Here is a 26,724-nt window from a genome sequence, read left to right as displayed (position 1 = left end):
CGTGAAATAATGGTATAATAGTTTAAAATCAAAATAAATAATAAAATAGGACGTATATCTTTTGTGTAAAAAAATAAAAAGTCCTATTTTTGCCTAAAATCTTTAAGAAAATGATAACGATTTTATCAGCATTTTGGCCGTTTTACCAGTTCCTTTGGACAATTTTCTTCATTACAATGTTCCTTGTAGGATTTTGGTGTATCTTTATGTTCTTCGGGTTGGTAATTCCAATGTGGTTGACAGAAGGTTTGAAAGAGTATTTCGGAAAAGTAAAACCTTTTAATCCGGAAGACATCAGAAGCAAACAGCTGAACGAGCAGGAAGGGGTAGAAGTAATCTACAGCAATCCTAAAGGAAACGGACCATTCTTACACGACAGTCACGGACACGGACATCATTAATTGATTGTCATTGTTTTCTCACCTGAATTCTGAGGAAACAATATCAAAGCAAAACAACATATATTAAACCACTTAATTTTTTAAGTGGTTTTTTTATTTCTATAATTCAATCAGTTAAGTATTATTCAAAGCATACTATTTAATTGGGGTAAAGTTCTGTTTTTCAACAAAAGTTGATTTTTTTTTCGAAAAATAATTTACTTTAGTATTGAATTAACCTTAAAAGGATGAATTATATGAAAAAATTCTATTCCGGTATTTTGTTGTTTGTCATTGCTCATATTTTTGGGCAGATAAGTTATACAATTACCCCGAATCCGTTTAATGAGACGGATGCAATAACGTTAACTGTGCCCGGAAATCAGATTGATGAATCGGCGTGGGGAGTTTCAAACAATGCCATTTATATCTGGACGTGGTCTCTGGATACCAATTATCAGAACAGTCAGGATTGCCCGACAAATGGCAGTTGGAACAATTCCAATGAATCTAATCGATTAAATTATAATGCTGCTACAGACACTTATTTCTTATCTTTTACACCGACAACTTTTTATGCAAGAACAGGCATCGGAAGGTTCGGTTTTTTGCTGAAAGATAAAACCGGTGCACATCAGACGACTCCTGATATTTTTGTTAATGTAGGGATTTTGAATTTAACGATGACAAATCCTGCAGCTAACAGTTTAACATCTGTTCCTACAGGGAATTCTATTAACATTACAGCTACCACCAATGTAAATGCAACTTTTCAGCTTAAAGCCAACGGAACGGTTGTAAATTCTACTTCTACAGCATCAACTTCATATTCTTATAACTACACGGTAACAGGAGATGCTAATATGGAGCTGATTGCAACGCAGGGTTCGGCTTCAAAAAGCTCAACTTTTATTTTGCAGGTTCCGAGAAATGTGATTTCTGAAGCAATTCCGTCATGGATAAGACAGGGGATCAATTATCATCCAACTGATAACACAAAAGTAGGATTGGCTTTGTATGCTCCGTCTAAAAATTTCGTTCATGTGATCGGAAGTTTTAATAACTGGGCAGTAAATGATGCTTATTTAATGAAAAGAGATACTGCAAATCCAGATTTATACTGGATTGAGTTAAGCGGATTAACGCCTCAGCAATTGTATACTTTCCAGTACAGAACCAATGATTTAAGAAAAGTGGCAGATCCTTACTCTCCACAGATTCTTTCTTCTTATGACGATCAGTACATTTCTTCTACGACTTATCCGAATTTACCGGCGTTTCCTGCCGGACAGGGTTTTGAGGTTTCTATGTTTAAAACAGGACAGACTCCTTACAATTGGCAGGTTACGAATTTCCAGCGTCCGGCAAAAGAAAATCTTGTGGTGTATGAATTGCTGTTAAGAGACTTTACGCAGGAAAAAAACTGGCAGTCTTTAATTAGTAAGATTTCATATCTGAAAAATCTGAATATTAATGCGATCGAATTGCTTCCTATCATGGAATTCGAAGGAAACCTTTCCTGGGGTTATAATACTTCTTTCCATTATGCATTAGACAAAGCGTACGGAACACCAGAAAAATTCAAAGAATTTGTAGATCTGTGTCACCAGAACGGAATTGCTGTAATTCTGGATATTGCTTTCAATCATGCAACCGGGCGTTCTCCGCTCGCAAGACTTTGGAATGTTGATCCGGATGGAGACGGTTACGGAGATATTGCTGCCAATAATCCTTACTTCAATCAGGTTCCTAAACATTCTTATAATGTATTCAATGATTTTAACCACACAAGTTCTTCAACGAAATATTACGTTGAAAGATGTCTTCAGCAATGGTTAACGGAATATCATGTAGATGGTTTCCGTTGGGATTTAACAAAAGGATTTACGCAAAGCTGTTCTGAAAACGATGAAGCCTGTACAAACGCTTATCAGCAGGACAGAGTAGATATCCTGAAATACTATGCAGATAAGCAATGGGCTCTTGATCCGAATTCTTACATGATTTTTGAACATTTGGGAACCGATGCGGAAGAGCAGCAGTGGGCAAACTACAGAGTTGCAGAAGGAAAAGGAGTGATGATGTGGAATAACCAGAACGGATCTTATAACCAGAATACAATGGGCTATAAAGAAAACAGTAATTTCGACAGAATGAATCATACATTGCATGGATTCTCTGAAATGAGAGCGGTAGGTTACGGAGAAAGTCACGATGAAGAAAGGTTAATGTTCAAAAACCTTGCTTACGGAGCGGTGAACGGAAGCTATGATGTTAAAAACCTTAATACAGCTTTAGACAGAATGAAAGCTTTCGGAGCAACGTTCTTCACTATTCCTGGTCCGAAAATGATCTGGCAGTTCGGAGAACTTGGATACGAATTCAGCATCAACAGATGTACGAACGGAACCATTAATAACGGATGCAGAACCGATGAAAAGCCGATTGCGTTTACTTTGGGATATGATACAGATACCAATAGAAAAGCAGTTTATGATACCTGGGCGAAAATTATTAATTTCAAAAATATATATCCGGTTTTCAAGTCAAAAACCTATACTGTTGAATCAAATAATTTAGCAAACGATCCGAATGGATTAATTACGAGAATTTACGTTTACGACAACGCAATTACGAACGGAGTGAAAAATGTAGTGGTGTTAGCAAATTACACAACGGCAGCTCAAAGCGTGGTTCCGTATTTCCCGTATGTAGGTCAGTGGCAGAATCTAATGGATAACTCTGTTTCTAATGTAACTTCTACAACGGCTCCGATTACTCTTCAGCCGGGAGAATTCAGAATTTTCGGAAATTATGTGGGAAGTTTATCCACATTGGATGTGAATGCTGAAAATAAGCTTTCTTTACAGATTGCGGATAACCCTGTAAAAAATGGTCTGGCAAAATTAATTTACCACAAAGCGAAGAATGGGGAAATCTTTATCTACGATATGAGCGGTAAAAAAATGGATTCATTTAAATTAAATAATGAAAACGGGGCCTACGAATTAAAAACAAATTATCCGGTAGGAACGTATTTGGTTCATTTGAAATCAGATACGGGAATTTCGATTCAGAAAATGATGGTAAAATAACCTGTGGATAACTTCAAGAGTTTACAATAAGAGATCGCGAAAGCGGTCTCTTTTTTTGTTTATACATATTTTATCCGCAATAAAAATAGAGGTTGTTAATACGATACTAACGGCTTTTCAATACTTTATTCACATTGTTTTCCACATTAAAATAGAAGGTTGTCCATATCTTATTCATACCTTACTCATACGTTATTCATATTTTACTCACAATTGAAAAATTGTTTATCAACAATTAATTTTTGTATACTAACATCAAATTAATATTTTCCTAATAGGTAATTCACGAGTTATCCACATCTTATTCACAATTTTTATATTTCTTAAAAATTCAAAATTCAATTTTTTTTGCAGATTAAAATTATTAGTCTACCTTTGCGGTAGATTTATCGAGAAAGGTGGAGGGATTTGGCCCTGAGAAACCTTAGCAACCGACATTTTCTGATGAAAAGGTGCTAATTCCAACCCGATTGGGGGAAGATAAGTGAGTCAGTATTCCGTATGAATTCCAGCTTCTTGAAGGTCTTTATGTTTGTTTCGGCAAACCATTTTAAATTAATTTTTTTAAAGCACTGAATAGAATGAAAAAACTCAGCGTAAGCGTACTCCTTTTAGCAATAGGATTTTTATCGGCACAGGAAAAAGAACAGCAGATAGAAGATGTGGTCATTGTAGGAAACCGAAATGCAAAACGCACAAAACTGGAAACTCCGGTTCCGGTAGACATCATCAACATCGAAAAAATACAGCAGTCTTCACCGCAAACTACCGTTCAGGATTTACTGAATTATGTTATCCCGTCTTTCAACTCAGTCCGGCAATCGGCTTCAGACGGTACAGAACATATCGATCCTGTTACCTTAAGAGGAATGGGACCCGATCAGGTTCTGGTTCTCGTTAACGGAAAAAGAAGACATACTACTTCTTTAGTTAATTATCAGAATACAGTAGGAAACGGTTCTGTAGGAACAGACTTAAGCACCATTCCGGTAATCGCAATCGACAGAATTGAAGTTCTGAGAGACGGCGCGGCGGCACAATACGGTTCAGATGCTATTGCAGGAGTGATTAATATTATCCTTAAAAAAAATATCGGCGGAACAGCCAGTCTTAATTACGGAATTTCCGGAAGAAATGATGGCGAAACGTATCAGGCAGCAGCCAACTACGGAACTTCTTTAGGGAAGAAAGACGGCTATATCAGCTTATCCCTGCAATTAAACCAAAGAGGAAAAACAACAAGAACGCAGAATCATAATCTTGATATTTACGGTGATAATTTCGCGTATGATTTTGCTCCGGATTTTAATGCTGCAAAAGCACTGGACGATCAGAAAATTCTTGCCAATGGTTTAACCCGGGATGATTTTAATTTCCAGATCGGTGATGCAAAAATAAAGCAGGCGCAGTTATTTTTTAATTCCGAATATCCTTTGAACGATCAATTTAAAATATATTCCTTCGGAGGCTTCAGTATCAAAGAAGGGCAGGGTTACGGTTTCAGAAGATTGCCGAGTGAAACTTCAAACAATGTTTATTCTATTTATCCAAACGGTTTTCAGCCGACTTTAGGCTCGAAAATCTATGACATTTCTTATGCAGTCGGAGCAAAATATAATAAAAACGATTGGTTTTTTGACCTTAGCAATACATTCGGAAGCAATACATTCAATTATGATGTAAGCAACACCGTCAATGCATCTTTAGGAGCAAAGTCACCAACGGATTTTTATGCAGGAGCACACAGTTTTCTTCAGAATACAATTAATCTTGATGTTTCAAAAAACATCAGGAACTTCAATATCGCATTCGGTGGAGAATTCAGGTTTGAGCAGTACGACATTAAAGCAGGAGATCAGGCTTCCTATATGAGATATGATATTTTCGGAAATCCTGTGACGGCGACTACCAATCCGGATAATATCTCCGGAGCAGGAGGAGCGCAGTCTTTCATTGGATTTTCACCACAAAACGCACTTTCAAAATCCAGACATTCAACTGCGGTTTATGCCGATGTTTCTTATGATCTGGATAAAAAATTAAATGTAGACCTTGCCGGAAGATTCGAAAACTATTCAGATTTTGGAAGTACACTGAACGGAAAATTAGCAGTGAGGTACGAATTCGCAAAAAATTATGCAATCCGTGCTGCGGTGGGAACCGGCTTCAGAGCACCATCTCTTCAGCAGCAGTATTTTAACAATTCTTATGCAGATATTTCCACCACAGGAAATTCAATTGTTACCAAAGGAATTTTTAACAACGACAGCGAAGCAGCGAAAGCACTTGGCTTCGACAAATTAAAACAGGAAACTTCGGTGAACGGAAGCGTTGGATTTACTTTAAAGCCGATCAATAAGCTGTCAATCACTTTAGACGGATATTTAATTAAAGTGAAAGACCGAATCGTGATTACAAGTAATATTACAGACGACCGATTGGCGGTGTATGGTGTGGAAAGCGGAAGATTTTTTGCCAATGCCGTTGATACGGAAACCAAAGGAGTAGATCTGGTAGTTGCCTACGACTGGAAAATTGGAGGAGGCAATTTAAACATCAATCTTGCCGGAAATTATACCGAAACAAAAATTACAGATTTCCATTTCCCTGCTAATCTTCAGACACCGCAGAATGAATTTTTCGGACCGGATCAGATCAATATCATCGAAAGTCTGTCTCCCAAAACCAAAGCTTCTTTAGGACTGAATTACGGAATCGGAAAATTTAATTTTCTGGTGAGAAATACTTACTTCGGGAAAGTAATCCGCGATGGATATCCGTTTGGAGGAGTTCAGGAATTTAATCCGAAAGTAGTAACCGATGTGAGTGTAGGATATGATTTCACAAAAAATATTAATTTAACCGTCGGAGCCAATAATGTGTTTGATGTCTTTCCGGATCTGCAGATTTATGAAAATTCGTATTTTGGGGTTTTCAAATATGCTCCGGTGCAGATGGGAACTCTCGGAAACTATTTCTTCGGAAGGCTTAATTTTACATTTTAATTAATGAATTCAACTTCACATCAGATCGGCTGGAAAACCGCAGTGGCAATTGTCGTTTCGAATATGATCGGAACCGGAATTTTTACAACACTCGGTTTTCAGCTTACCGACATTACGAATACCTACAGCATATTCCTCCTTTGGTTCATTGGAGGAATTCTTGCTTTGTTCGGAGCCTTTTGCTATGCCGAATTAGGTTCCCATTTCAAAGGAAACGGCGGAGATTTTATTTATCTGAAAGAAACGTATCATCCGCTTTTAGGCTATCTGGTAAGCTGGATTTCTCTTATCATCGGTTTCTCATCTCCCGTTGCACTGGCTGCATTGGCGATGTCGAAATACCTTTCTGCTTTCGATGTTTCTTTTGGAAACAGCTTTGCCATCGGAATCATCTTTCTGGTTTCCGTTTTTTTGTCATTCAGCTTAAAAGCTTCAAGCAGATTTCATAATTTTTTTACACTGATAAAAATTGCGTTCATCATTGTTCTCATTATCGTCGGAATCGGAATTTCAGAATCGGAAACAATTGGGAACAGCCTGAAATTAGATAATTCATGGCAAAAGGAAATTATGCTTCCTGCTTTTGCGACGTCTCTGGTTTTCGTAACGTATTCTTACACAGGTTGGAATTCTGCTTCCTACATTGCAGGAGAAATAAAAGATGTTCAGAAAAATTTACCGAAATCACTCATTGTAGGAACTGTTTTCGTAACCGTATGTTATCTCTTGGTTAATTTTATCATGCTGAAACACGCTCCGGTAAATCAATTGGCGGGAAAAGAAGATGTGATGGGGGAAGCTGCCAATAATATGCTGGGAAATACTTTCGGTAAAGTAGTTAATATTTTTATTGCTCTACAGTTAGTCGCCACCATCAGCGGTTATTTATGGGTAGGTTCTCGTTTGACGCAGGCTTTTGCAAAAGAAAACCGACTCTGGAAATCCTTATCGGTCGGAAATAAAAAAGGAATTCCTGTCCGTGCGATTTTTGCCCATGCCGTGATTGCAACGTTGATTATTCTCACAGGAAGTTTTAAGGAAATCTTTGTTTACACAGCATTCATTCTTCAGTTGTTTGCCAGTCTGGCAATTTCTACGGCATATTTCATTAAAAAAGAAGACCGGAAAATATTCAAATCCAATCTTTTTTACGTTTTTCCGACGGTTTTTTTATTGTTCAGTATCTACATTCTGTATTTCACTTTCATTCATAATCCTAAAGAAAGCATCATCGGCTTAGGAATTGTTGCGGTGGGAATTGTTTTGTATTTAATTGATAAGAAATTATCCCGCTGATTTAAATTAATCGTAAAACAATCAAACATTGTTTTTAACGCAGAGCTCGCAAGGATAATGGAACCAGCTTTGAAAAGAATCCGTCCGCAAGGGCGTTTCACTCAGCAAATGACAGCAGAATTATATTTTTAAAATCATTTTGAAGCGCCTTAATTTCAACGAACATTACATAAGAAATCATTTATACACTCTTATCATTTGCTGAGTGAAACGCCTTTGCGACCGAAAATAATCACAAACATTTAAAAGAAAAACCTTGCGGACATTGCGCTAAAAAATTGAACCATTAAGATTATTTAAGAAGTTAAGTTTTGTGAAGATTATTTGAACTTATGATTTGTAAATCTTGGTGTTAAATCATTATAATCAAACATTGTTTTTAACGCAGAGTTCGCAGGAATAATTGAACCAGCTTTGAAAAAAATCCGTTCGCAAAGGCGTTTCACTCAGCAAATGATAGCAGAATTATATTTTTGAGATCATTTGAGGCGCTTTAATTTCAAGAAGTTATTACGTAAGAAATCATTTATACATTTTTATCACTTGCTGAGTGAAACGCCTTTGCGACCGAAAATAATCACAAACATTTAAAAGAAAAACCTTGCGGACATTGCGTTAAAAGAATTGAATCATTAAGAATATTATTTGAACTTCTGACTTTTAAATTTTGGTGTTAAATCATTACAATTAAGCATTGTTTTTTAACGCAGAGCTCGCAAGGGTAATTGAACTAGCTTTGAAAAAAATCCGTTCGCAAGGGCGTTTCACTCAGCAGATGATAGCAGAATTATATTTGCAATCATTTAAAAAGAAAGCTTCTGCGGACATTGCGCTTAAAAAAACAATAAACTCAAAGACTCTTCCGAACATTGAGTTAAAAAAAGATTCTTCAATACGCATACGCTTCGTTCAGGATGACAAACTATTAGTTTTAAAATTGAATTAATAATCCGTATCTTTGCACCCACAAAATTTTCATAATGTCTAAATCATTAATTCCAAAATTAGAAGCTATAAAACAGAGATATAATGAGGTGGCAGACCTTATTATACAGCCTGATGTTATTTCAGACCAAAAAAGATATTCTTCTTTGAACAAAGAATATAGCGATTTGGGGAAAATTGTAAAAGTTTACGATCAATATAAAGGAGCGTTGGATACGATTGAAGAGTCCGACGAAATTATTGCCGACGGATCCGACAGAGATTTCGTGGAACTGGCAAAAATCGAGAAAAACGAAGCACTGGAAAAAATTCCGGGATTAGAGGAAGAATTAAAAGTTTTATTAATTCCTAAAGATCCTGCAGACGACAAAAACGTCATCGTGGAACTTCGTGCCGGAACAGGAGGTGATGAAGCAGCCATCTTCGTGGAAGATATTTACAGGATGTATTCCATGTATTTCAAAACGAAAGGATGGAGACACGAGATCACAGATTCTAACGAAGCGGCGAAAGGGTACAAAGAACTCATCATGAAAGTGGAAGGAGAAGGCGTGTACGGAATCATGAAATTCGAATCCGGAGTTCACCGTGTACAGCGTGTTCCTGAGACAGAATCTCAGGGAAGAGTTCACACTTCTGCCATTACCATTGCGGTTCTTCCGGAAGCTGAAGAAGTGGATGTGGAAATTAATCCGGCAGATATCGAAATGCAGACTTCACGTTCAGGTGGAGCAGGAGGACAGAACGTTAACAAGGTTGAAACTAAAGTTCAGCTTACGCACAAACCTTCAGGATTGGTGGTGGTTTGTCAGCAGGCACGTTCCCAGTTAGCCAACCGTGAACTGGCGATGGAAATGCTTCGTGCGAAATTATACGACATTAAGTTGCAGGAAGTTCAGGGAGATATTGCGGCACAGAGAAAAACAATGGTTTCTACGGGAGACCGTTCAGCGAAAATTAAGACCTATAATTATCCTCAGGGAAGAGTTACCGATCACAGAATCAACAAATCCATGTATAACTTAGATGCGTATATGAACGGAGATATTTCTGAGATGATCGATGCCGTTATCATGGCAGAAAACGCCGAAAAAATGAAAGGCGAAGAAGAAAGTTTATAAAATCTTTACCATAAAATCTTTTGTAAGTCTCCGGAGTATTTCGGAGACTTTTATTTTTATATTAATTGAATGTTTAAAATATGAATTTTTTAAATTGTTTTAAATCAGTTTATTACAGGCGATTTTTGATGCCTGTTTAAAAATAATTTCCTCAAAAGCTTTTTTGATCGCATAAATAATGTACATTTATATAAGCTCTTAATTTTTTAGGAGCTTTTTTATACACTAAAATTGAAAATGAACTATACTTATGAAAATGCTTAACATTGCCTTTCTGGCAATACTTCTTTTCTCTTTTCAAAGCTTAAAATCCCAAAATATTCTAAAGCCTGAAAATGTTTTTAATCTTTACTTTAATTCTTTTGTAAAATATGATGATGAATCTGTAAAAGAACTCAACAGTTATCTTATTAATTTTCTGGGAAAAGAAAGTACCCACAGAATCAAACTTAAAGACACTTATAACGAAAAGATAGACGATTATACCAGACTTTTTCTTGCCGGTCTTCCTGCAGATGTGGCATCTGAATGTTCGGTTGAGGTTAAAAATTATTTCAGTGCTTTGATGCAGAATTTTGCCAATACGAAATACAGAGTAAAAGAAATTAAAACCGTAAACGATGAAAGATTTAAAGAAAACGGGTTCTCCGAAGTTACATACGAAGCAAGTTTTAAGGTGCCTTCTCATCGTCTGATGCTCAATATAGGAGACATTAAAAATATTGGTGCGGGAGAAATGAAAAAATATCTCATTGATGTTACCAATCAGATTAAAAAAGCAGATAAAATTGTTTCCACAGAACAGAAATTCAATCTTTATCAGGTTAAAATTGGCGAAACCATTTATTACTGGAACGGCGGCCCACAGGAATTAAACTGGAAGCTGAATGAATTTTATCTGAAAAATCTCAATTAAAAATTCAGGCTGTCTTTTAGACGGCTTTTTTTATTCAAAACAGATTCCTTACTTTTGGGAAAATAGCTTAATATGAAATTCACACCCATTTTATTAACAGCCGGAGTTCTTTTTTCGGCAACATTTTATTCACAAAAAATGAATTATCCAAAAGCAATAAAAGGAAACCAAACCGATACGTATTTCGGAACTGCCGTTGCAGATCCCTTCCGTGATTTGGAGAACGATTCTGAAGCCACCAGAAAGTGGGTAGATGATGAGGTAAAACACAGTCAGGATTACCTTTCGAAAATTCCCTTCAGAGATGAAATTAAAAACCAGTTGAGAGACATCTGGAATTATGAAAAAATTTCGGCACCTTTCAAAGAAGGAGAATATACGTATTATTATAAAAATGACGGATTGCAGGCGCAGTCGGTTTTATACAGAACCAATAACAAAACAAAAGCAACCGAAGTTTTTCTGGATCCGAATAAATTTTCAGAAAAAGGAACCACATCACTTTCTCAGTTGTCTTTCAACAAAAAAGGAAATCTGGCTGCGTATTCTATTTCGGAAGGAGGAAGCGACTGGAACAAAATCATCATCATCGATGCTGTTACAAAAAAACAGATTGATGAAACTTTGGTTGATGTAAAATTCAGCGGAATTTCATGGCAGGGTGATGAAGGTTTCTATTATTCCAGTTACGACAAACCAAAAGAAGGAACCGTACTTTCGGGAATGACGGATAAACACAAAGTGTATTTTCATAAACTGGGAACCAAACAATCCGATGATCAGTTGATTTTTGGCGGAGAAAAAACACCGAGAAGATATTTAGGAGCGGGAGTTTCCGAAGATCAAAGATATCTGATTATTTCCGCAGCCAACGCAACCAACGGAAATGAACTGTATATAAAGGATCTGAAGAACGGCGGCGATTTTGTTCAGATTAATAAAGGTTTTGATATCAATGTGAGCATTGTTGATACGCAGGGTGATGATCTGTATATTTTTACGGATAAAGATGCTCCGAATATGCGTCTGGTAAAAACTTCCATCAAAAATCCGGCTCCTGAAACATGGAAAGATGTTATTCCTCAGACCGAAAATGTTTTAGGAATTACAACAGGAGGAGGATATTTCTTCGCCACCTACATGATTGATGCCATTGATCAGGTAAAACAATATGACAGAACCGGAAAACTGATTCGTGAAATTTCCCTTCCCGGAAAAGGAAATGTTTCCGGATTTGGAGGCAAGGAAACAGAAAAAGAGCTGTATTTTTCATTTACCAATTACATCACTCCCGGAACAACGTATAAATTTAATGCAGACTCAGGAAAATCAGAAGTGTATCAGAAGCCAAAAGTGAAATTCAATCCGGAAGATTATGTTTCAGAACAGGTTTTCTACACTTCAAAAGACGGAACAAAAATTCCGATGATGATCAATTACAAAAAAGGAACAAAGCTTAACGGTAAAAATCCTACGATCCTTTATTCTTATGGAGGATTCAACATCAGTTTGCAGCCCGCTTTCTCTGTTGTAAATGCAATCTGGATGGAAAACGGCGGAATCTATGCCGTTCCGAACATTCGCGGTGGCGGAGAATATGGTAAAAAATGGCATGATGCAGGAACGAAGATGCAGAAGAAAAATGTTTTTGAAGATTTCATCGCAGCAGGAGAATATTTACAGAGCAAAGGCTACACTTCCAAACAGTTCATGGCGCTTTCAGGAAGATCAAACGGTGGTTTGCTGGTAGGAGCTACGATGACGATGCGTCCTGATTTAGCTAAAGTAGCGTTTCCCGGAGTAGGTGTTCTGGATATGTTGAGATATAATAAATTTACTGCAGGAGCAGGCTGGTCTTACGATTACGGAACTGCGGAAGACAACAAAGAAATGTTTGACTATTTAAAATCTTATTCTCCGGTTCATAATGTAAAAGCGGGAACGTGTTATCCATCAACCATGATTATCACGAGTGATCACGATGACAGAGTAGTTCCGGCGCATTCTTTTAAATTTGGTGCAGAATTACAGGAAAAACAGGCTTGTAACAACCCGATTTTACTAAGAATTGAGAAAAACGCAGGTCATGGAGCCGGAAGATCTACGGAACAGGTGATCGGAGAAAACGCAGATCTTATTTCTTTTGCGTTGTATGAAATGGGGGTTAAAAACCTGAAAAAATAATCAAAATGTTAAAAATGGCTGATATATTAAATGTTAGCCATTTTTTTTGTAATTTTCCACTCAAGTTATATTTGTTTAGAATATTTAAAAATATTAATTGGCTATTATGAAAAAAAGAATTTTACTGGTTTGTGCTTTAGCGGGTATTGCTACCTCTGCTTATGCACAGAGATGGGAGCCGTCTTCTCAGAAAGTTTCTGAAATTAGAAAAGAAGTGGAGGTGAAGTATGCTTATAAGGTAGACTTAACATCACTCAGAGACCTTTTGAAAGATGCTGTGGAAACAGGAAACGGAGCAAAACCTGTTATTATTTCTTTACCGACTGTAGAGGGTAAAGTTGAAAAGTTTGCGGTATATAGCAATCCTGTTATGGAAAAATCCATGGCAGATACCTACGGACTTGGATCTTACGTAGGTGTAGGAGTGGATGATCCTTCAAAATATCTTAGATTCAGTACATCGCCTACTGAAATCCAGACAATGATTATTAAAGATGGTGTATTTCAGTTTATAGAACCTATTACTAAGGATAAAAAAACATACGGCGTTTTTTATAAGTCCAAGAGAACACAGAGCGACCAAGGGTTTGAATGTGGTACAGAAGAAAAAAATATCAAGGATATTAAATCTCTTTTAGAAAACGGAAAAAAAAATCTTTCTAGTGTAGGAATTACAAACAGACCTTCTATTACAAAATACAGAACGTATCGTTTGGCGCTTTCTACAACGGGAGAATATACAAAACTGTTTGATCCTTCAGGAGGAATTACAAATACAGTAACCCAAATGAATGCAACAATGACCCGTGTGAATGGTGTTTTCGAAAAAGAATTTGGTATAAAATTACTTGTTCAGAATTTACCGGGAATTATTTATACAGATCCAACGACAGATCCTTATACCGGTAATTTAAATTTAAATTTACAGCAAACCCTAACTTCTCAAGTTGGGAATGCAAATTATGACATCGGTCACGTTTTCAATGCGGCAGGAGGAAATGGAAATGCTGGATGTATAGGATGTATTTGTACAAATCCTGCAACAAGCACTACTTTAGCAAAAGGATCAGCATTCACTCAAAATACAAATCCTGTAGGAGATACATTTGATATCGATTATGTTGCACACGAAATGGGACATCAGCTTGGAGGAAACCATACGTTTTCTAATATTACAGAAGGAACGGCTGTAAATGTTGAACCCGGAGGAGGAACAACAATTATGGCATATGCGGGAATTACCCCAGATAACGTTCAATTGAATTCTGATGCGTATTTTCACTATTCATCAATTGATCAGATTCTAACAAATCTTGATAGCAAAAGTGCTTGTGGTACGGAACAGACGATCACTACAAATACCGCTCCGGTTATTGCACCTCTTACAGCTTACACCATTCCTAAAGGAACAGCTTATTATTTGGAAGCTTCAGCTACCGATGCGCAAAATGATACATTCAAATACAACTGGGAGCAATATGATACGGTAGGAACTACCAGTTCTATCTCCGGAGACAGCGGATGGGGATTCAATCCTGTAGGAGCATTAACAAGATCATACTTTGGAACAACCAGCGGAAGAAGATATTTCCCTAAATTATCTACTGTAATGGCAGGTAATTTAATTAATAAAACTGATTGGGAAACAGTATCTTATATTCCCCGAGTTTTAAAGTACGCAGTTACTGTAAGAGACGAAAACCCGGTAAGACCAATGGTTTCTTCTTCAGAAACAACAGTTACAGTGGGTAACGACGGACCATTTAAATTTAATGGAATTACTGATGCTACAGTACTTTACAACAATGCTTCAAATACAATCTTGTGGGATGCGGTAAATACAAATGCTGCACCATATAATGTATCAAATGTAAAGATAGATTATACAACGGATAATGGAACTACATGGACGGATTTGGTTGCATCAACTCCAAATACCGGAAGTTATACAGGGCAAATGCCTGCTAGTTTAACAGGTGCTGTTAAATTAAGAATTTCTGCAATTGGGAATGTATTCTATGCGGTTTCTCCACAAATTACAGTGGCGGCTGCGCCGACTTCTACTACGAATGCGCCTACAGGTTTGAAAACAAGAGATCTGGACGTACTGAGAACATCAGCTATTGTAGGATGGAATGCAGTACCCGGAGCAACATATTCAGTAAACTACAGAAAAGTAGGGGATACAAACTGGACGACAGCTTCAAGCAGTGTTAGTTCAATTTCTTTAACGGGACTTGAGGATGAAACCAGCTATGAAGTAAGAGTTGCTGCAGTGGTAAATACTGTTCCCGGAACTTTCTCAGGAGTTTATACTTTCAAAACAAAAGGTCTTAGAACAGGATATGATTATTGTGTACTAAACAGTCCGCTTCCTTACTTTGGAGCAATAGGGCGTGTTCAGTTGGCGAATGTCAATTATGTAGATGCTACTTTCAGATCTTATAAAGATATTACTGAGGTTCCTGCCAATGTAATTAATCTTGTGAAAGGAACAGCATATTCTGTAGCAGTATATGGTTTGTCTACTTCAGATTATGTTAGTAATCCGATGGGACTAAATGTCTGGATCGATTATAACAGAAATGGTGTATTCGAAGCTTCAGAAAAAGTTCTTTCAAACAGTGGTACGCCTAATGCTGCTTCCGGTGTAAGAGCGGTTTCTGCTAGCTTTACAGTTCCTACAACTGCTTATTCAGGAGATAAAACGACTTTAATGAGAGTTGCAGGTAATTTTAATACTCCTCTTACTTCAGCTTGTGGTTCTGTAAGTCCTGCAGGAGGAACAATGGACTTCAGAGTGAAGATTACAGATACAGTTCTTGCTACGGATGAAGTTAAAAATAATGCAGAATCCGATATCTCTATATATCCGAATCCGGCAGAAGACTTTGTTGGAGTGAAGAATATAAAAGGTAAAGCAGATTACAAAATCTACAGTGCCGATGGAAGACTGGTACTTCAGGGAGATCTTAGCAATCAGATTATTAATGTATCCACTTTAGTAAAAGGGGTATATGTAATTGCGATTAAAAATGGGGAGAAATCTTACAGCACTAAGTTAATCAAGAAGTAATATTCTTAACATAGATTCAAAATAATCCGGATAAACTTTATCCGGATTATTTTTTTATCTAACATTCCCGAAAATGTAAAAAAGTGTATTAAATAATATAGAATCTAATGAAAACCATACTTCTGTATATCTCAATATGGTTTACAGATATAAAAATATAACTTACAGGTGCTAAAACACTTCTTTCAGTTGCAAGAATGTAATTTACAGCAGGAAGAATATAACTTACAGACGTGAGAATATAAAATACAGGCGCAAGAATGTAACTTACAGGCGCTAAAATATTACTTTTAGTTGCAAGAATGTAATTTACAGTTGGAAGAATATAACGTACAGATATGAAAACCGCCATTGCAGAAGGGAAATGTTTTTCCCCTTCATTAAATTTCAGAAGAAGGTTTTAGCAGTTATTTGTAGTTTGTACTTATTTCTTTAATTGATATTAAAAAATTACGATTAGTGAGTACATAAAAAGCAATTTTGCAGTTTTGCAGTTTCGCTTTTTTTATTTAAAAAATATTCCCTCAAAAATGTGTAATTTTAGCCATCTATTAAATCTGAAATTATGAGAAGGGCAGTTCAGAATAAAACTCCTCAATTCACTATTACCGAAAAGAAAACAGAGGTCTATCCTTTTGAGAAAGACGGCTTACAGTTAAAATCTTCTTATACGGCAGAAGACGTTAAAAATCAGGAATTAACGCAGACTTCTCCGGGAATTGCTCCTTATTTAAGAGGTCCGTATTCCACGATGTACGTTCAGAAACCATGGACGATCCGTCAGTATGCAGGTTTTTCCACGGCAGAAGAATCCAATGCTTTTTACAGAAGAAATCTGGCGGCGGGACAAAAAGGTCTTTCCGTTGCCTTCGATTTGGCGACACACAGAGGATATGATTCCGATCACGCGAGAGTTGTGGGCGATGTTGGAAAAGCGGGAGTAGCAATTGATTCTGTGGAGGATATGAAAATTTTATTCAATGAAATCCCTTTGGATCAGATTTCAGTTTCCATGACGATGAACGGAGCCGTTCTGCCGATTCTTTCATTCTATATTGTGGCGGCAGAAGAACAGGGCGTTTCTCAGGATTTGCTTTCAGGAACCATCCAGAATGATATTCTGAAGGAATTCATGGTGAGAAATACCTACATTTATCCACCTGCTCCTTCCATGAAGATTATTGCAGATATTTTCGAATATACTTCTCAGAATATTCCGAAGTTTAATTCCATCTCAATTTCCGGTTATCATATGCAGGAAGCAGGAGCCACTCCTGTTCTGGAAATGGCTTATACACTTGCCGATGGTTTAGAATACGTAAGAACCGGAATAAAAGCGGGAATGAATGTTGATGATTTTGCACCAAGATTATCATTTTTTTGGGCAATCGGGATGAATCACTTCATGGAAATTGCAAAGATGAGAGCGGCAAGATATATCTGGGCTGAATTATTAAAGCAGTTTAACCCTCAGAATCCGAAATCTTTAGCTTTAAGAACCCACTCACAGACTTCAGGCTGGTCTTTAACGGAACAGGAACCTTTCAATAATATTACCAGAACCGCGATTGAAGCATTATCTTCAGCGTTGGGCGGAACACAGTCTCTTCATACCAATGCTTTGGATGAAGCGATTGCACTTCCTACAGATTATTCAGCAAAAATTGCAAGAAATACACAGATTATTCTTCAGCAGGAAAGCGGAATCTGCGATGTCGTAGATCCGATGGGCGGAAGTAATTTAGTGGAAAGTCTTACACAGCAAATGATTGAAGAAGCCATGAAATACATTGATGAGGTGGAACAAGAGGGTGGAATGACAAAAGCTATTGAAGCCGGAATTCCGAAGATGAGGATTGAAGAAGCAGCAGCAAGAAAACAGGCAAAAATTGACAGTGGTGAAGAATTTATTATCGGGGTTAATTCTTTCAGATCAGAACTGAAGCAGGATGCCATTGAAATCCTGGATATCGACAACACGGAAGTCCGCAGAAAGCAGATCGAAAGATTAAATAAAATAAAGGCAGAAAGAAATCCTGAGGCGGTGAATGAGATTTTAGATGAAATCCGTGAAAGTGCCAAATCTGGAAAAGGAAATCTTTTAGCCTTATGTATTGAAGCCGCAAGAAGAAGAGTAACGCTGGGCGAAATGAGCGATGCGATGGAAGAAAGCTTCGGAAGATATAAAGCCAACATCAGAACAATTTCAGGAGTTTACGCCATGAATGCAGGGAAAAACGAATATTTTGAAAAAGCCTTACACCTTACTCAGAAATTTGAGGAGGAAGAAGGGCGCCGTCCACGATTAATGGTCGCCAAAATGGGACAGGACGGTCACGACAGAGGAGCAAAAGTCGTAGCAACAGCCTTTGCAGATATGGGATTCGATGTGGATGTGGCACCATTATTCCAGACTCCGGAAGAAGTGGCAAAACAGGCGGTAGAAAATGACATTCATATTTTAGGAGTTTCTTCTTTGGCGGCAGGTCATAAAACTCTGGTTCCGCAGGTGGTTGAAGAACTTAAAAAACTCGGAGCAGATGATATTACCATTGTTGTAGGAGGCGTAATTCCGCAGCAGGATTATGAATTTCTGTATGCAAACGGTGCCGATTTCATTTTTGGTCCGGGAACCAACCTTCCGAAGTGTGCAGTAGATATTCTGGATAAATTTTTAAATTAAATTAACCTTTTCACCAGATAAGTTGCACAGCTTTTGTACTGTACTCCATAATCAAAACAAAATATTATGGCTTATACAGTAGTTTCCGTATTTCCTGTAACGGTAGATACAGAAGAAATTAAAAAAGATTTAAAAGAAAACGGCTTTGATGAAGCAAATATTATTATTTCCAGATCAAACCTTGAAAGCGGGCTGTCAACCGACAATTATCAGGAAGATGAGCAGACCAAAGGATTTTTTGAATATACCTTTGCGCATGACAATGATATGCTTGATGCGTACAGAAAACACAGTATTGGTAAAAATAATGTTATCGTTTATGCCGATAATCTGGAACAGGCAGTTTCTGCCAATTCAGTACTGAATAAAAACGGAGCTTTGCAGGTATACAGAAAACCTGCGGAAGAAAAAACAGATATTCCTGAAGGAATGACTGAAGAAGAGTATAACGGAATTATAGCAAAAGCAAGGCACAATATTTACTTCTTAGGATCAGAAAGAGTTTATCATTCCAATATCATTAAAGGAATGGACGATCCGATGGATGATCTGGGATCTAAAGATTAAATATAAAAATTAAAAAATAAGATAGGCTGCTTCAGAAATGAGGCAGCCTATTTTGCTAAATATTATATGAAAAAAAAACAATTAGGGTAGCAAAACTTTATCAATTGCATGGATAATTCCGTTGCTGCATTGTACGTCGGTTACAATAATATTAGAAACTCTGTTGTTGTTATCTGTAATCTTAGCACCGCCCGTTGTGGTAATCTTAAAACTTCCACCCTGGAAAGTTGGAACCATCATATTGTTTGTAAGATTATTAGATCCTACATTAGCTCCGGTAACGACGTGATATTTCAAGGTATTTTCCAAAGTCGTTTTTGGAATGGCTGCAAGATTAGCCGCTCCGATTTCTGTTAGCAAAGAAGAAAATGCTGTGTTGGTAGGTGCAAAAACCGTAAACGGAGAATTGGCAGTTCCGCTTAAAATTCCAACAAAATTTGGCATATCACTTCTTGTAAGAGCAGAAACCAGAGATGTAAACTGAGGATTTGCCGTTGCATGAGTAACGATTGTCGGCAAACCGATTACCGCATCTACTTTGTGGATTACTCCGTTGTTGGCATCAATATCTGTGGCAACAACATTCGATACCCCATTAATTTTTACACCGCCATTCGTATTGATAAACATACTGATTGGTCTTGTGGAAGAAGCAGATCCCATAGCAAGAGTAGAAACATAGCCGGTAGAAATTGTTGCAGCTTTTACTTCAGAATTCAGAACGTGATTCATCAGCAGAGTTTTCAGAGCATCTGTAGGAACGTCATTAAGACTTGCATATCCGTTTGCCTGTAAAAAAGTTGCAAAAGCGGCATTTGTTGGGGCGAATAACGTAAAAGTTCCGCTTTGGTTAAGAGTTGCAGAAAGACCTGCTTTGTCGATGGCAGCTTTTAAACTGCTTAAATTACTGTCTGAAGAAACCAGCTCATACGTGGTCTTCTCAGTTATCATGTTGTCATCATTGTCGTCGCAGGAGATAATGCACAGCATGGCAACTCCCGAAAATAGTAGAGGTTTAAAGAAATTTCTCATAATATTATTTGTTAAGATGTAAAATTTTATAGGCAAATATTATACCTTTTTATTTATTTTAGTAAAATTAATTTTATTTTTTGTCATTTTAGCTCTCGAGCCACAAAGAGAGATTGATGAAAAAAGCAGTCTCCATGAAAAAAACATTACAGATTCGATAAAAAAACCGAAAAATAATTTTGATATTCAGAAAAATGTATATATTTGCAGCGTAAAATAAAGTTTAACCATTTAAAAACAACGAAGTAATGTTCATATACAATCAGCTTTCAACAGTAGGATTGCCTTTTGCAAAGGCGAGGCTTCGTGGTTTGGTACACTCTTAGAATAACAGTACAATGAAATATCAAAACCCGAAGTCGTAGAGATTTCGGGTTTTTTTATTGCGCAATATTTCAAACTCAAACAGTTTCCCCGAAAAATCTTTTTAGTATTTAGGATTTTTTTGAATTAGCAGATAATTTTTTATTTGAAGCTATTTCCAGCTTTCCGCTGTATCTTTTTTATTACGACCTGCGCTTCGCTCCGGTCGCAACAAAAAAGGATGCCGCTGCAATCTGGGCTAAAAAAAAGGATCCGTATCATCATTTCGGCGTAAGAAAAATCTTACCGAGGAATGGTAAAAGTAAATTCAACTATAGGTTTAGTTGGAGATGGTTTAATGCAAAAAATGGTTCAGAAATTCTGAAATCCGGCAAACAAATGGAAAAAGATCATCTTCTGTATTCTCGAATAAGAAGTCTGAGAAGCAGAAAAAGAACTATAAAAAAAGATGTAGAAAAACAGATCAGAAAAAAATATAATCGTCATAGAGAAGTCTGGAAATTAAGAAGGAATATTCCGCTCATTCCGCTAGAAAAACCTTATCAGAAAGGATTTGTGAGATTTTTTGTCGTAAGAGATGATGTAAAACGTTCTAAAGACGGCGATTTCTTCGAAAACCTTTTAAAGAAAATCAATACGGAAATGTATTCCGACAGCCGAAAATTTCTAAAAAAGAAAAGAAAATCCGGACGAAGAATTTACGTGGAAAAAGAACAAAAAACCGCAAACGTTCTTCCCTGGGAATGGAACGATCCGAAATTTGGTTTAACGGAACGCGAAAGACAGTATTTTGTAAAAAAAGAATATTACGCCCATAACAAAAAATTGATCAAAGAATATTATGAATTTACAGAACCTTGGAGATTCGTATTGAGAGTAAGACCCAATATGATTACACACTATAAACCTTTAGATGAGGATTTAGAAAAAGAATATAATGCATTAGACTCCTATTTAAATCAACACAAAGTAATAGGAATTATTCAAAAAAACATTTATGGGAAACCCGATAAATGGAAGGATAAATATAAAAGGAAAATTAAAGTGAGAAAATATTTTAATTATAGGATCTCCGCAGAAGAGCTTGCAGAAATATTTACAGACGGAGAATTTTAATTTTTCAGATAAATCATTAAACAACAAAAAGTAAGCATGACCTGGAAAGTTGCAGAAAGAAAAATAGGAAAAGCAGGAAATATAAAACAGCAGCAGAAAAGACAGCAGGAATGGAACCGCAAATATGGCGAAAACTGGCACATAGGATATTTTATCCACAATGAGTTTATAGCTCAGGAAGATGCTTTGGAAACCATCTATTACAAAAGTTATGAAGAACATTTTGAAAATCATCCGCAAGATTTATCAGAGCTTATTTATACAGCCAAAGCTTTACGGAATCCCCATGCAGAAATGACGGGAGGAACAGATTTACAGGTTCCTGCAATTTATAAATATTTAAAAAACAAAAATCTTACGCTTTTGGGCAATGAGATGGTAGACATAGGAACCTATGGAAGCAGATCACACAAACTCAGTGTAAGACTTAGTCCTCTTACCATTAAAGTAACAGGAAATCCCAATATGACCTTAGAAACATTCTGGCAGGACAAAAAATGCCTTGTCATTTGGGAAGACAATTAAAACAAAAAACAATGGGAAATTTAAAACTTAAAGGAAAAGATATATTAAAATTAGGCTATCCGAATAACCAGAGTGTGAACATTGCGCTGGAAGTGATGAAAAGGAACTTTGCCACCAAAAACATCCATCACGTCAAATCTATTCTAAAAGATATTCTGGTGAATCCCGAAAACTTTGAAAAAGATTTAACCTTCGGACAGATTGCGGAAGCTTTGCTTTCATCCAAGAAAACCGAGAAAAGAATGCTCAATACACATCGGGCGACATTTAATATTTTCGGAAACAATATTTCAGATGAAGCAAAAAATCAGCTGTACACAGCATTGAAACTGCCTATTTCAACACAGGGAGCTTTAATGCCCGATGCACACAGCGGATACGGACTTCCGATCGGAGGCGTTCTCGCGGTAGAAAATGCCGTGATTCCTTACGGAGTCGGGATGGATATTGGCTGCAGAATGAGCCTCAGTATTTTGGATACACCCATTTCATATCTTGAAGGAGCAAGAGACAAATACGAAAAAGCGCTTGCTGAACATACCAAATTCGGAATGTACGAAACTCACAAATCTCACGTCGACCATGAAATTTTCTACAGAGATACGTTTGATCTCATTCCGGTTTTGAGAAGATTAAAAGGAAAAGCCATCAAACAGATGGGAACTTCCGGCGGCGGAAACCACTTTGTGGAATTCGGAGAAGTGGAAATTACGGAAGAAGATGAACAGATCGGACTTCCGAAAGGAAAATACCTCGGAATCCTTTCGCACAGCGGTTCGCGTGGATTGGGAGCAGAAATCGCCCAGTATTATTCCAGAGTTGCGGCAGAACAGTGTCCTTTGCCGAAAGAAGCTCAACAATTTGCATGGCTGGATCTGAATACGCATCTCGGATTAGAATATTGGACCGCAATGAATCTTGCAGGAGATTACGCTTCTGCGTGTCATGACGATATTCACAGAAGACTGGTAAAAGCGGTAGGAGGAAGAGTAAAAGCAAAGATTGAAAACCATCACAATTTTGCATGGAAAGAAATCCACAACGGAAAAGAAGTAATCGTTCACCGAAAAGGAGCAACTCCGGCAAATGAAAACGAATTGGGAATGATTCCCGGTTCCATGACGGCAAAAGGATTTATCGTTCGTGGAAAAGGAAATCCGGATTCTCTGAATTCCGCTTCTCACGGAGCCGGAAGAGCCCATTCAAGAGGCGAATGCAGAAACCTTTTTACTCAAAATGATATTAAAAAAGAATTAAAATTAAAGAATGTCACCTTAATGGGCGGAAATGCAGAAGAAGCACCGATGGCATACAAAGACATCAACGAAGTGATGAATGCACAAAGTGAACTGGTGGATATTCTGGGAACTTTCCAGCCGAGAATGGTAAGAATGGATAAATAGATTGGTTGATAGGTTGTGGTTGTTAGTTGATGGATTTTAACTACAAACTATCAACCATCAACCATCAACAAAACAAAAATAAAAAAATGGGAGCACCACATAATATAAAAAGATACGGTGAAGTCTGGCCGGAATTCAGAATTCAGAGCGGACTCGAAATTTTAGAAAAATTAAAAGATAAAATTATTATTTCAGGAGGTTGGGCTTGGCATTTTATGTCTGAACCCGGGCATACGGAATACAAACACGCGCACGACCATAAGGATATTGATGTGTTTGTAAAAAAAGAAAACGTAGCAGAAGTAGTGATAATCCTTCAACAGGAAGGTTTTCAGAAAGTCTGGACAAGGTACGATCATCTTCAGAGCGAAGAGAATTTCCGAAGATATGAGAAAACGGTTGAGCTGGAAAACGGAAAATTCCACAGGATCACAATCGATTTCTTTGAAAGAAATGATCTTGAAACTGTTGAAGCTAACGGATTTACTGTCGTAAAGCCTGAAGTTTTGCTCACGTTTTACAGAAACATTCATTCCAGCGATAAATGTTGGGCAGTTATGGCTGCAAAAGATTTACTGGAAAAAAGGATTGATCCTATTGGTCATCCGAAATTAAGTGAAATGCCGAAATAAATTAAGATGGAAGACGAGATTAAAAAAGAAATATTCGAATTTATAAATCAGAATTTTTCTGATAACAGAAAATTATTAAGAGAAAAAGCAAACGAATTTTTGAATAACCCTAATGTAACCAATTTGTTTTTAAATGAATTTGAAAAATTAAATATTGTCGTGCATTTTCAGTCTTTGTCTTCAGAAACTGATAAATTTTCGAAAGAAGAAATGGGAGACATTTCAGATGTCTGGAATTTTTATTTAAATGAAGATATCGATGAGGTAGATAAAAGTAAAGGTTATGAGGATTGGGATTTTGATACATATTTAGAATCAGGAAAACCTCTTCACTGTTGTAAGGTTTGGATTAATTGGTTTTTAAAGCTTTATTACATCCAAAACTTTGAAATAATTAGAAAAGGAGAAGATGAAACAGAGCGAGTTTTAATAATTGCTGATCTTTATGAAAAAGAAAAATACAGTTCAATTTTAAAAATATTGAAACAAAACGGTTACGAAGAAGTTACAGATGAATTGGCTCTATTAAAAGCAGGGTCTATTTCTACAGATTGTAATGATGATCCGACTGTTTTTGATTGTCTGTTTTCGGATATTATTCATCCCGCTCATTTTAGAAATAATTACACAAAATGAAAAAAATATACAAACAGGAACATTTCAAATATTACGAAAACCTTCTCGTAGTCTGTCCGGATTGCGGTGAAGATGCTGTCGTGGAAAATGAACACAATTATAAACAGGCAGCTCTGAAATGCAGACATTGCGATTTACAGAAGAATGCATTAGATCTTTTGGTGTACAAAGCTTTTGTCAATCTTTACTGCCCGATTTGTGCACATCCCATACGTTATGAGCAAGGCAACTTAAAAGAGAAACCTAAAATCAGTAATGTAAAATGTGATGCATGTGATTCTCAGTTTCAAATTCAGCCAAAAACTGAAAAGTATTTGAATTCTTTTCCCAAAGAAGAAGGTTTAATTCACGATCCTGTTTTCGGTTGTCCGTATTATTTTCAGGCAGATTTTAAAGGGAAATTATTCTGGGCGAGAAACAGAGAGCATCTGTTGGAAATGGAAAATTATGTTTCATCAGATTTAAGAACAAGATTACCTTACAGAATGCAAATGGTAGAAAGATTACCGACATTTATTAAAGAAGCCAAAAACAGAGAGGCAATTTTAAAAATTTTACAAAAATGGAAAAACTCATACAAATAACCTCAGGAAGAGGACCTTTAGAATGCCAATGGGTGGTTGCAAAAGTTCTGAAACATTTTCTTCAAGAGGCAAAAGATAACAATATAGATTACGAAATTATTCACCGTGAAAATGGCGATGAAAACCTTACTTTGAAATCGGTGACTTTGCTTTTACAATCAAAAAATCTCAATGAATTTTTAAGTACATGGTTAGGAAGCATTTGCTGGATTGGCAAAAGTACATTCCGGAAACTGCATAAAAGAAGCAACTGGTTTATCGGCGTTTTTGAACTGGAGGGATTGGAGAAAATCAATTTTAATGAAAAGGACATTCAGTTTCAGACAACCAGAAGTCAGGGAAGCGGCGGACAAAATGTAAACAAAGTGAATACGGCGGTTCGCGCAACACACATTCCGACAGGACAAAGTGTTTTCGTTCAGGATTCGCGTTCACAGTTGGAAAATAAAAAACTTTCGATTGAAAGACTTAAAGCAAAAGTTTTGGAACAGAATATCATTCAGCTCCAGAAAAGAATGCAGGAAACATGGAACAATCATCTGAATGTTCAGCGCGGAAATCCGATACGTACATTTTCCGGAACCGATTTTAAAAAGAGTTATGAAGACAAATCGTTTAAAAAACAGAGAAGTCAGCTCAAAAACGAATTAAAAAACTACAAAAATGACCTTAACTAAAAATAAATACTATTTTGAGGCTTTAGACAATTATCCGTACAGTTTGCCGGAATGTCTGGAAGCATTGAACTATGCGTTGTCTTATGATCCTCAAGACGCAGACAGTCTTTGTCTGATGGGAAGAATATACAGCGAAATGTTATCAGATTATGAAAAAGGAAAGCTGTACTTTGAAGAAGCCATGCAGTGTGATGTTACCAACCTGAATGTTCCTCAATACTACATTAGCTGTCTTATTGATAACGAAGATTATCAGGAAGCCGATAAACTGATCGATTATTCTTTGAAAATCAAGGGAATTGATAAAGCAACCTTATGGTTTTACAGATCTTTACTTTCTGAAAAGCGCGGCAGTTTTGTGAATGCCCTGAAATTTTTAGATGAATCTGCAAAGTACTGTTTTACAGAATACAGTTTGAATGTGGTAAAGAATCGAAAGAAATTCATCAAATCGAAAATGCCGAAGAAAAAGAAGATGAAAAAAGAGAAGGAGACGAAATAAGTCTCCTTTTTAACATAATATATTT

Annotated in this window: 20 protein-coding genes and 1 riboswitch; of the genes, 18 read left to right on the top strand and 2 right to left on the bottom strand. The window is 36.8% G+C overall.

Features of this window, described 5'->3' with window-relative positions; all coding sequences use genetic code 11:
• Positions 1-110 precede the first annotated feature (110 nt).
• The 8 genes from BW951_RS13910 to BW951_RS13870 all read left to right on the top strand — a co-directional run bounded on the left by BW951_RS13910 (position 111) and on the right by BW951_RS13870 (position 16,018).
• Positions 111-401, top strand: a complete 291-nt coding sequence (locus tag BW951_RS13910) for a hypothetical protein (RefSeq protein WP_175608822.1) — start codon at positions 111-113, stop codon at positions 399-401.
• 236 nt (positions 402-637) lie between these two features.
• A complete protein-coding gene (locus tag BW951_RS13905) occupies positions 638-3,475 on the top strand; it encodes an alpha-amylase family glycosyl hydrolase (protein WP_076394120.1) in 2,838 nt (945 codons plus the stop codon).
• A 383-nt stretch (positions 3,476-3,858) separates the two neighbouring features.
• Positions 3,859-3,962: riboswitch (SAM riboswitch) on the top strand.
• 94 nt (positions 3,963-4,056) lie between these two features.
• Positions 4,057-6,480 (top strand): TonB-dependent receptor plug domain-containing protein, encoded by a 2,424-nt coding sequence (locus tag BW951_RS13900; RefSeq protein WP_076393860.1) that lies wholly within the window; start codon positions 4,057-4,059, stop codon positions 6,478-6,480.
• Between the two features lie 3 nt (positions 6,481-6,483).
• Positions 6,484-7,776, top strand: a complete 1,293-nt coding sequence (locus BW951_RS13895) for an APC family permease (protein WP_076393858.1) — start codon at positions 6,484-6,486, stop codon at positions 7,774-7,776.
• A gap of 980 nt (positions 7,777-8,756) precedes the next feature.
• The gene (gene prfA, locus BW951_RS13885) at positions 8,757-9,842 is read left to right on the top strand and encodes a peptide chain release factor 1 (RefSeq protein WP_076393854.1); all 1,086 of its coding nucleotides are present in this window, start codon (positions 8,757-8,759) and stop codon (positions 9,840-9,842) included.
• Positions 9,843-10,092: 250 nt separating this feature from the next.
• Positions 10,093-10,758, top strand: a complete 666-nt coding sequence (locus BW951_RS13880; protein WP_076393852.1) for a hypothetical protein — start codon at positions 10,093-10,095, stop codon at positions 10,756-10,758.
• Positions 10,759-10,830: 72 nt separating this feature from the next.
• Complete coding sequence (locus tag BW951_RS13875) at positions 10,831-12,942, top strand: prolyl oligopeptidase family serine peptidase (RefSeq protein WP_076393850.1); 2,112 nt, start codon at positions 10,831-10,833, stop codon at positions 12,940-12,942.
• Between the two features lie 106 nt (positions 12,943-13,048).
• A complete protein-coding gene (locus BW951_RS13870; RefSeq protein ID WP_076393848.1) occupies positions 13,049-16,018 on the top strand; it encodes a reprolysin-like metallopeptidase in 2,970 nt (989 codons plus the stop codon).
• Positions 16,019-16,106: 88 nt separating this feature from the next.
• Here BW951_RS13870 and BW951_RS13865 read toward each other — a convergent pair whose 3' ends face one another.
• Positions 16,107-16,370 carry a hypothetical protein gene (locus tag BW951_RS13865; RefSeq protein ID WP_076393846.1) on the bottom strand — a complete coding sequence of 88 codons (264 nt, stop codon included), beginning with the start codon at positions 16,368-16,370 and terminating at the stop codon, positions 16,107-16,109.
• Between the two features lie 213 nt (positions 16,371-16,583).
• Between BW951_RS13865 and scpA the strand changes: the two genes are divergently transcribed.
• Both scpA and BW951_RS13855 read left to right on the top strand, forming a co-directional pair.
• Entirely contained in the window at positions 16,584-18,701 is a 2,118-nt protein-coding gene (gene scpA, locus BW951_RS13860) for a methylmalonyl-CoA mutase (protein WP_076393844.1), read from the top strand.
• A gap of 66 nt (positions 18,702-18,767) precedes the next feature.
• On the top strand, positions 18,768-19,268 hold the full coding sequence (locus tag BW951_RS13855) for a hypothetical protein (protein WP_076393842.1): 501 nt from the start codon (positions 18,768-18,770) through the stop codon (positions 19,266-19,268).
• 81 nt (positions 19,269-19,349) lie between these two features.
• On the opposite strand, the gene BW951_RS13850 is transcribed toward BW951_RS13855, so the two are convergent.
• Positions 19,350-20,300 (bottom strand): fasciclin domain-containing protein, encoded by a 951-nt coding sequence (locus BW951_RS13850; RefSeq protein ID WP_076393840.1) that lies wholly within the window; start codon positions 20,298-20,300, stop codon positions 19,350-19,352.
• Between the two features lie 702 nt (positions 20,301-21,002).
• Between BW951_RS13850 and BW951_RS13845 the strand changes: the two genes are divergently transcribed.
• The 8 genes from BW951_RS13845 to BW951_RS13810 all read left to right on the top strand — a co-directional run bounded on the left by BW951_RS13845 (position 21,003) and on the right by BW951_RS13810 (position 26,699).
• Positions 21,003-21,740, top strand: a complete 738-nt coding sequence (locus BW951_RS13845; RefSeq protein ID WP_076393838.1) for a hypothetical protein — start codon at positions 21,003-21,005, stop codon at positions 21,738-21,740.
• Positions 21,741-21,776: 36 nt separating this feature from the next.
• A complete protein-coding gene (locus BW951_RS13840; protein ID WP_076393836.1) occupies positions 21,777-22,265 on the top strand; it encodes a hypothetical protein in 489 nt (162 codons plus the stop codon).
• 11 nt (positions 22,266-22,276) lie between these two features.
• The gene (locus BW951_RS13835; RefSeq protein WP_076393834.1) at positions 22,277-23,668 is read left to right on the top strand and encodes an RtcB family protein; all 1,392 of its coding nucleotides are present in this window, start codon (positions 22,277-22,279) and stop codon (positions 23,666-23,668) included.
• 86 nt (positions 23,669-23,754) lie between these two features.
• Positions 23,755-24,300, top strand: a complete 546-nt coding sequence (locus BW951_RS13830; protein WP_076394118.1) for a nucleotidyltransferase family protein — start codon at positions 23,755-23,757, stop codon at positions 24,298-24,300.
• A 99-nt stretch (positions 24,301-24,399) separates the two neighbouring features.
• Entirely contained in the window at positions 24,400-24,936 is a 537-nt protein-coding gene (locus BW951_RS13825) for a hypothetical protein (RefSeq protein ID WP_139326161.1), read from the top strand.
• Entirely contained in the window at positions 24,933-25,520 is a 588-nt protein-coding gene (locus tag BW951_RS13820; protein ID WP_076393830.1) for a hypothetical protein, read from the top strand. Before BW951_RS13825 ends, BW951_RS13820 begins: the two co-directional genes overlap by 4 nt.
• Positions 25,499-26,197, top strand: coding sequence for a peptide chain release factor H (gene prfH, locus BW951_RS13815; protein WP_076393828.1), 699 nt, complete (start codon positions 25,499-25,501; stop codon positions 26,195-26,197). Before BW951_RS13820 ends, prfH begins: the two co-directional genes overlap by 22 nt.
• The gene (locus tag BW951_RS13810; RefSeq protein WP_076393826.1) at positions 26,184-26,699 is read left to right on the top strand and encodes a tetratricopeptide repeat protein; all 516 of its coding nucleotides are present in this window, start codon (positions 26,184-26,186) and stop codon (positions 26,697-26,699) included. Before prfH ends, BW951_RS13810 begins: the two co-directional genes overlap by 14 nt.
• The last annotated feature ends 25 nt before the right edge of the window (positions 26,700-26,724 follow it).

Source organism: Chryseobacterium gambrini (assembly GCF_900156825.1).
Lineage (GTDB): Bacteria > Bacteroidota > Bacteroidia > Flavobacteriales > Weeksellaceae > Chryseobacterium > Chryseobacterium gambrini.
Note: the sequence above shows the minus strand (reverse complement) of the source record. Positions and strands in the feature narration are given on the sequence as shown.

Bases quoted from the DNA above. Each gene is read 5' to 3' on its own strand.
- BW951_RS13855 (WP_076393842.1), top strand. From the start codon at position 18,768: ATGGCTTATACAGTAGTTTCCGTATTTCCTGTAACGGTAGATACAGAA.
- prfH (WP_076393828.1), top strand. From the start codon at position 25,499: ATGGAAAAACTCATACAAATAACCTCAGGAAGAGGACCTTTAGAATGC.
- BW951_RS13875 (WP_076393850.1), top strand. From the start codon at position 10,831: ATGAAATTCACACCCATTTTATTAACAGCCGGAGTTCTTTTTTCGGCA.
- BW951_RS13835 (WP_076393834.1), top strand. From the start codon at position 22,277: ATGGGAAATTTAAAACTTAAAGGAAAAGATATATTAAAATTAGGCTAT.
- BW951_RS13820 (WP_076393830.1), top strand. From the start codon at position 24,933: ATGAAAAAAATATACAAACAGGAACATTTCAAATATTACGAAAACCTT.
- BW951_RS13895 (WP_076393858.1), top strand. From the start codon at position 6,484: ATGAATTCAACTTCACATCAGATCGGCTGGAAAACCGCAGTGGCAATT.
- BW951_RS13845 (WP_076393838.1), top strand. From the start codon at position 21,003: ATGGAAAAAGATCATCTTCTGTATTCTCGAATAAGAAGTCTGAGAAGC.
- BW951_RS13865 (WP_076393846.1), bottom strand. From the start codon at position 16,370: ATGGCGGTTTTCATATCTGTACGTTATATTCTTCCAACTGTAAATTAC.
- BW951_RS13870 (WP_076393848.1), top strand. From the start codon at position 13,049: ATGAAAAAAAGAATTTTACTGGTTTGTGCTTTAGCGGGTATTGCTACC.
- BW951_RS13900 (WP_076393860.1), top strand. From the start codon at position 4,057: ATGAAAAAACTCAGCGTAAGCGTACTCCTTTTAGCAATAGGATTTTTA.
- BW951_RS13830 (WP_076394118.1), top strand. From the start codon at position 23,755: ATGGGAGCACCACATAATATAAAAAGATACGGTGAAGTCTGGCCGGAA.
- BW951_RS13840 (WP_076393836.1), top strand. From the start codon at position 21,777: ATGACCTGGAAAGTTGCAGAAAGAAAAATAGGAAAAGCAGGAAATATA.
- prfA (WP_076393854.1), top strand. From the start codon at position 8,757: ATGTCTAAATCATTAATTCCAAAATTAGAAGCTATAAAACAGAGATAT.
- BW951_RS13850 (WP_076393840.1), bottom strand. From the start codon at position 20,300: ATGAGAAATTTCTTTAAACCTCTACTATTTTCGGGAGTTGCCATGCTG.
- BW951_RS13880 (WP_076393852.1), top strand. From the start codon at position 10,093: ATGAAAATGCTTAACATTGCCTTTCTGGCAATACTTCTTTTCTCTTTT.
- BW951_RS13905 (WP_076394120.1), top strand. From the start codon at position 638: ATGAAAAAATTCTATTCCGGTATTTTGTTGTTTGTCATTGCTCATATT.
- BW951_RS13810 (WP_076393826.1), top strand. From the start codon at position 26,184: ATGACCTTAACTAAAAATAAATACTATTTTGAGGCTTTAGACAATTAT.
- scpA (WP_076393844.1), top strand. From the start codon at position 16,584: ATGAGAAGGGCAGTTCAGAATAAAACTCCTCAATTCACTATTACCGAA.
- BW951_RS13910 (WP_175608822.1), top strand. From the start codon at position 111: ATGATAACGATTTTATCAGCATTTTGGCCGTTTTACCAGTTCCTTTGG.